The sequence below is a fragment of the Chryseobacterium sp. 2TAF14 genome (genome assembly GCF_052115105.1).
GTDB lineage: Bacteria > Bacteroidota > Bacteroidia > Flavobacteriales > Weeksellaceae > Chryseobacterium.
Genome location: NZ_JBFRGA010000181.1, coordinates 1 through 5,405, shown reverse-complemented (window position 1 = coordinate 5,405; position 5,405 = coordinate 1). Strand labels below are relative to the sequence as shown.

At 34.7% G+C, this 5,405-nt stretch carries 4 protein-coding genes; all 4 read left to right on the top strand.

What is annotated here, in order from left to right; all coding sequences use genetic code 11:
• Nucleotides 1-488 (top strand): Hpt domain-containing protein (locus AB4Y90_RS15030; protein WP_441558351.1); only part of this gene is annotated, 488 nt, incomplete at its 5' end.
• A 783-nt stretch (nucleotides 489-1,271) separates the two neighbouring features.
• The gene (locus AB4Y90_RS15025; protein ID WP_441558350.1) at nucleotides 1,272-2,336 is read left to right on the top strand and encodes a PKD domain-containing protein; all 1,065 of its coding nucleotides are present in this window, start codon (nucleotides 1,272-1,274) and stop codon (nucleotides 2,334-2,336) included.
• Between the two features lie 12 nt (nucleotides 2,337-2,348).
• Nucleotides 2,349-4,838, top strand: a complete 2,490-nt coding sequence (locus AB4Y90_RS15020; protein ID WP_441558349.1) for an AAA family ATPase — start codon at nucleotides 2,349-2,351, stop codon at nucleotides 4,836-4,838.
• A 1-nt stretch (nucleotide 4,839) separates the two neighbouring features.
• On the top strand, nucleotides 4,840-5,405 hold a 566-nt coding region (locus AB4Y90_RS15015), incomplete at its 3' end, for an NlpC/P60 family protein (protein ID WP_441558348.1).

The following is a 5,405-nucleotide window of genomic DNA, read 5'->3' as shown; positions in this document are numbered from 1 at the left end:
TTACTGCAGGAAACGTTTTGGGCGAAAAAGAAAAATGTCTGGATTCGGGAATGAATGATTTTCTGCCAAAACCTCTTAGACAGAACGATCTTCTGGAAATGTTGAAAAAATACATCGGCTTTGGTGGTCAAGAATTGCCTGAAGAGTATTCAAGCCCGGAAAATCATTTAGATATGAATCTTCTGAATGAGCAGATGGGTGATGATGAAGATTTCAAAAAAGTGTTTTTAGATTTGGTCATACAGCAGCTTTCCCAGGCAGAAGTGAATATTAAATCTGGAATTGCAGAAAAAAATTCAGCATATCTGAAACAGATCCTTCATAAGCTTAGAGGAACTGCAGGAACGGCCGGTCTGGTAAAACTTGCAGAAAAAACGGCTCAATGGGAAAATAAAATTGAAGAAAACCCCGATTATGCGTTAATGGAACAAGAAATTGTAAATGAATTAACAACAGGATTAAAATTAATTAAAGATCTGATACAATAAATAAAAGTTGAAGATAACATAATGATTTTAGGAAATCTTACATCAACCATCACTTGGAACATTCAATGACGTGACCGATAAATTATAATTAAAAAAGAATATTATCTTATACAAAGGAGGCTGTTTCAGTCTCCTTTTTTGCGTATTTAACCACAAAAAGGCACAAAGATTTAGGTATTCTATTAAAGTTTACAATTAGATTGAAAAAAAGTACATATAAGTTTTAAAAATCTTTGATTTTTTCTTTTGAGAGCTTTGATTATCTAAATAATATACATCCCAAATTTCTTTTGTATCTTTTGTGGTTAAATTTTAAATTAGTTTAAACATTCTAAATTTAAAAAAATGCGTTTTCCCAATTATCAGTAATAGAATAATAATCTTTTACAATTTAGAAATTGCTATTGTTGAAACTCTATTATTTCTCAGTATTAAATCAAAAATTGCAACAAAATATAAAGTTGATCGCTTTTGGAGCCGTTATTTTTCTAAAATATTGCATGATTACAGGCTGAAATTAAGGCAAAAGCGGCTCAAAAACAGTTAATTTTTAAATAAAAGTTAAATATTTGATAAAAAAAATGATATTTATTGTAAAGAAATAATCGATTTATAATATTTTATTTTATTATATAATGTTTTTATGATGAAAATTAAAAGAATAATAATGATTATTTTTTTAATAACGTAAAATATGAAGAYTGTTTGGTTGGGTTCAATGTTTTGGTAATCACTTGTTTATGTCTTAAATGTGTTTATATTTGTGAGAACACAAAAGCAAAAATGAAAAAAACTACCACCAGATTATTTCAAAATATTGATTCTAAAGTTTACATAAGTTTAGCCACGCTTTTATTTGTAAGCTTGATCGTTTTTTCTTTCCAGTATTCCAGACATGTGGATTGTGAAAATGCAAAGTATATTATTCATTCTGATGAGTTTCTCGTTAATAAAGTTGTAGAGTTTTATGATAACACAGAAGGCGCAAAATCCTGGGAATGGGATTTTGGTGACAGTACTGCCATAGATTTCAGGCAAAGAACTTTGCATCAATACAAAAAACCCGGCGATTATATTGTAAAACTAAAAATAAACGGAAATTGTTACCACGAAAAAATGATTACCATTTCCAGTATCAGCCAACAAACGGGGTATCTGCCTTCTATCATCAGTCCTGATGTGGTTACCGTTGGAGAATTGATAAATTTTAATGCAGAAAAAGAAGGCGGCGAATCCTGGGAATGGAGCTTTGGTGAAAACGGGGGAACAGATGCTCTTGAGCAGAATCCTTCCTATAAATTTAAATCCGTAGGTGAAAAGAAAATTACACTCATTGTAAATGGCGATGTAGAGCATACTGCTGTAAAAACAATTTATGTGGCTCCAAAAACGATCAGGGCAAAGCAGAAAATTGATATGAAATCTTATGAGTTTGAAAAGCCTCATGTTGCTTTTTCTCTTCCTGCCGGAACAGCTCAAAAAGACCCTTTGGTAGATATGCTTCAGTATATACCGGTTTCTCCGAAATCAAAATCGAAAAAAGATTCTGTTTCTGCAGAAAATAAAGCTCCGGAAATTTCCAACGAGCAGCTTCAGTTGTTATTGAAACAGGTTGCTGCGCAGCTCAAAACGAAGGATGATTTTAAAGATTATCTCTGTGGAAAATATGATATTCCTGTTGTGGTAAATGATAAAAAGCTGATTCCTTTCGATCAGTTTTGCCAGTCGCTCGCAGGAAAAAAAATTAAGATCACAGCGCTGAGAATCAGCAAAGACCAAAAAAACTGTATCCAGAACTTAAATATCCAGTACAAAGTCAAAAAATATATGATCTGGATGAAAGATTAAACACATACACAAATGAATCAGGAAGAAATCACATACAGTCAGGAAGTTACGAAGGCTCTTACCATTGCGCAAAAAATTGGCAGGGAAAATCTTAATGCCTATTACACCGGAGCGCATCTTATAAAAGCAATGCTCAACAGGGATCTTTCTTTGCTTAAACAGCTTGAAAATCTGGGAATCGATGTATTTTATCTGGAAGAATGGGCAGAAGTAAGAATAGAAGAGCTGCCAAAATCGCCTAACACATATTCTTGTGAACCCGATGAGGTTATCGATGAGATTTTTGCGGAAGCAGATCAGATAAGAGAAATTCTGGAAGAGCAGGAGATTTCGCTGTTTGCAGTAATGACGGCAATCAGTTCTCCCGGTGTGGCTTTCAGCTTTGATCAGATGAAAACTTTTCCGGTAACTAGAAACGAATTATTAAAAGACATATCTTCTTTTGCAGAAGATCATACAACAGGAATTTTAGAAAATACAAAAAAAGCAAAAGGCTTTATTCAAAAATACTGTATCAATAGTAAAGACAAAATAAAGAAGAAAAACCGGAAAGAATTGCTGGTCGGAAGAGATACGGAAATCAATAAAATCACAGAAATCCTTTGCAGGTATAGCAAGCAGAATGTACTCATCATCGGAGATCATGGTGTAGGTAAAACTGCCCTGATTGAAGGTTTTGTTCAAAAAGTTTTGTTGAAACAGATTCCTGATATTTTGGCAGGAATAGAAATTTTTGAGCTTGATATGGGTGCATTGATTGCCGGAGCTTCTTACAAAGGCGAAATTGAAGACCGCATCAAAAACATTGCACAGGAAATAAAAACAATTCCAAAATCGGTATTGATCATTGAGGAATTTCATTCGTTGTTTGTAAGCCACGGTTCAGATTCGGGGATTATCAATCTTCTAAAAAGCGAGCTTTCAAACGGTCTTACGCTTATTGCAACTTCTACCATTGAAGAATACACCAAAAAAATTGAAAAAGAACAGGGTCTCGCAGGAATGTTTGAGCTTCTGAAACTGGAAGAAAGTACGGATGAAATTCATTTCAGAATGCTTAAACAAACTTTGGAAGATTATCAGATCCATCATAAAATAACGATCGACCACCAGACAATGAGAGAGGCAATCCGCCTTTCCCAAAGATATATGAAGGAGAAAAGTCTGCCTGCTTCTGCTATTGATCTAATCGATCATACCATGTCGGTTTTAAAAACTGCCGGAGAATCTTTTTTAAAGGAAAGAAATCATTTGCTGACAAGAATTATCCACCTCGAAGATAACAGCAATAATTACGACGAGCAGGAACGGAAAATGCATGCGGAATGGCTTTTGAAAGATTTGTTTGTAAAAACGAAATACCTCATCAGTACCGCAGATTCTAATGAAGAAGAAAATGAACTTCCTGAATTTGAAAATACTGACGAGCTCTTAGTTTATGCAAGAAATCTTATCGAAAAAACCGAAAAAATCGCTCAGGAAAAAAGAACGAATATTACCGATTTTGATTTGGCTCTGATTATTTCTCAAAAAACAAATATCCCGATCGGCAAGCTTAAAGAAGAAGAAAAACAAAGACTAAACGAAATGGAAGGCGTTTTGGCTAAAAGGGTTGTAGGGCAGGATCATGCAATTACTATTGTATCGGAAGCGGTTCTGGAAACCCGTTCCGGATTGAGTAAAGCCGGGCAACCGATTGGTTCATTCTTTTTTCTGGGACCCACCGGAACCGGAAAAACGGAACTCGCCAAATCTTTGGCAGAATTTCTTTTTCAGGACGAAAATGCAATCATTCGTTTTGACATGTCAGAATTCAAGGAGGAACATTCTGCAGCGTTGCTCTATGGTGCGCCTCCCGGATATGTAGGCTATGAGGAAGGCGGGCTTTTGGTGAATAAAATCAGGCAAAGACCTTATTCTATCGTACTTTTTGATGAAATCGAAAAAGCGCATACTTCTGTTTTTGATGTGTTTCTCCAGATTATGGATGAAGGAAAGCTTCATGACAGATTGGGTAAAGAAGGAGATTTTTCTAATGCTATTATTCTGTTTACCTCAAACATAGGATCAGAATTTATTGTAGAATCTTTTGGCAAAGGAGAAATTCCCCTATCATCCCAGCTTATGGAAATGATGAGCCGTTTTTTCCGTCCCGAATTTTTAGGGAGGCTTACCGAGACCATTCCATTTGCCCCGATCAGTAAAGATAATGCATTGAAGATATTTGAAATCCATTTGAAAAAAGAGCTTTTAGATTTAGCAAAAGGGTTGAATATTAATTTAAATATCACTCAGGAAGCCAAAGAATATCTTTCAATAGAAGGTTATGATATTAAATACGGAGCCAGACCATTAAAAGGCGTTATCAGGGGAAGATTGAGAAGACCATTGGCAAAAAAAATCGTTGCCGGTGAGTTTAAAAACGGAGATGATATTGAGGTTTCTCTTTTAAACAATGAATTAGTCTGGACACAACTGAATAACGAAATCAAAACGATCTGAGATGAAATATTTTAGCTGTAAACATATTATCTGCTGCTTGCTCATAGGTTTTGGTTTGATCTCCTGTGGCGGTAAAAAGTATATTAAGGAAATTCCGTATAATTTTTCTTCCGATTCTTACAGCAATGAATCTGATGAGATTAAAAAAACAATAGATTCACAATATTCTAAAATTGACGACAATTCCGAAAAGCTGAGCGATGAAGAGCTTCGTCTTAAAGAAAAATACTCTATCATAATGGAGGTAATGCCCAAAGAAATTACCAATTATAACCTGTATGCTTATATAGACCGATGGATCGGAACTCCATACAAAAAGCAGTCATTGGAAGAAAAGGTAGGCGTTGATTGTTCTTATTTCGTACAATCTCTGTACAGTGATGTGTATGGAGAGACTTTTCAAAAAACACCCGACGGAATTTTTCGTTCAAAATCTATACAATTGTTTACGGGAAGAAGTTTTTTGAAAGAAGGCGATATTTTATTCTTTAGATATGATAAAGCGCATCCCATTTCGGATGTAGGCATTTATCTTCACAATGACAGAATATTGGCATGTACAGCGAC

Bases quoted from the DNA above. Each gene is read 5' to 3' on its own strand.
- AB4Y90_RS15025 (WP_441558350.1), top strand. From the start codon at position 1,272: ATGAAAAAAACTACCACCAGATTATTTCAAAATATTGATTCTAAAGTT.
- AB4Y90_RS15020 (WP_441558349.1), top strand. From the start codon at position 2,349: ATGAATCAGGAAGAAATCACATACAGTCAGGAAGTTACGAAGGCTCTT.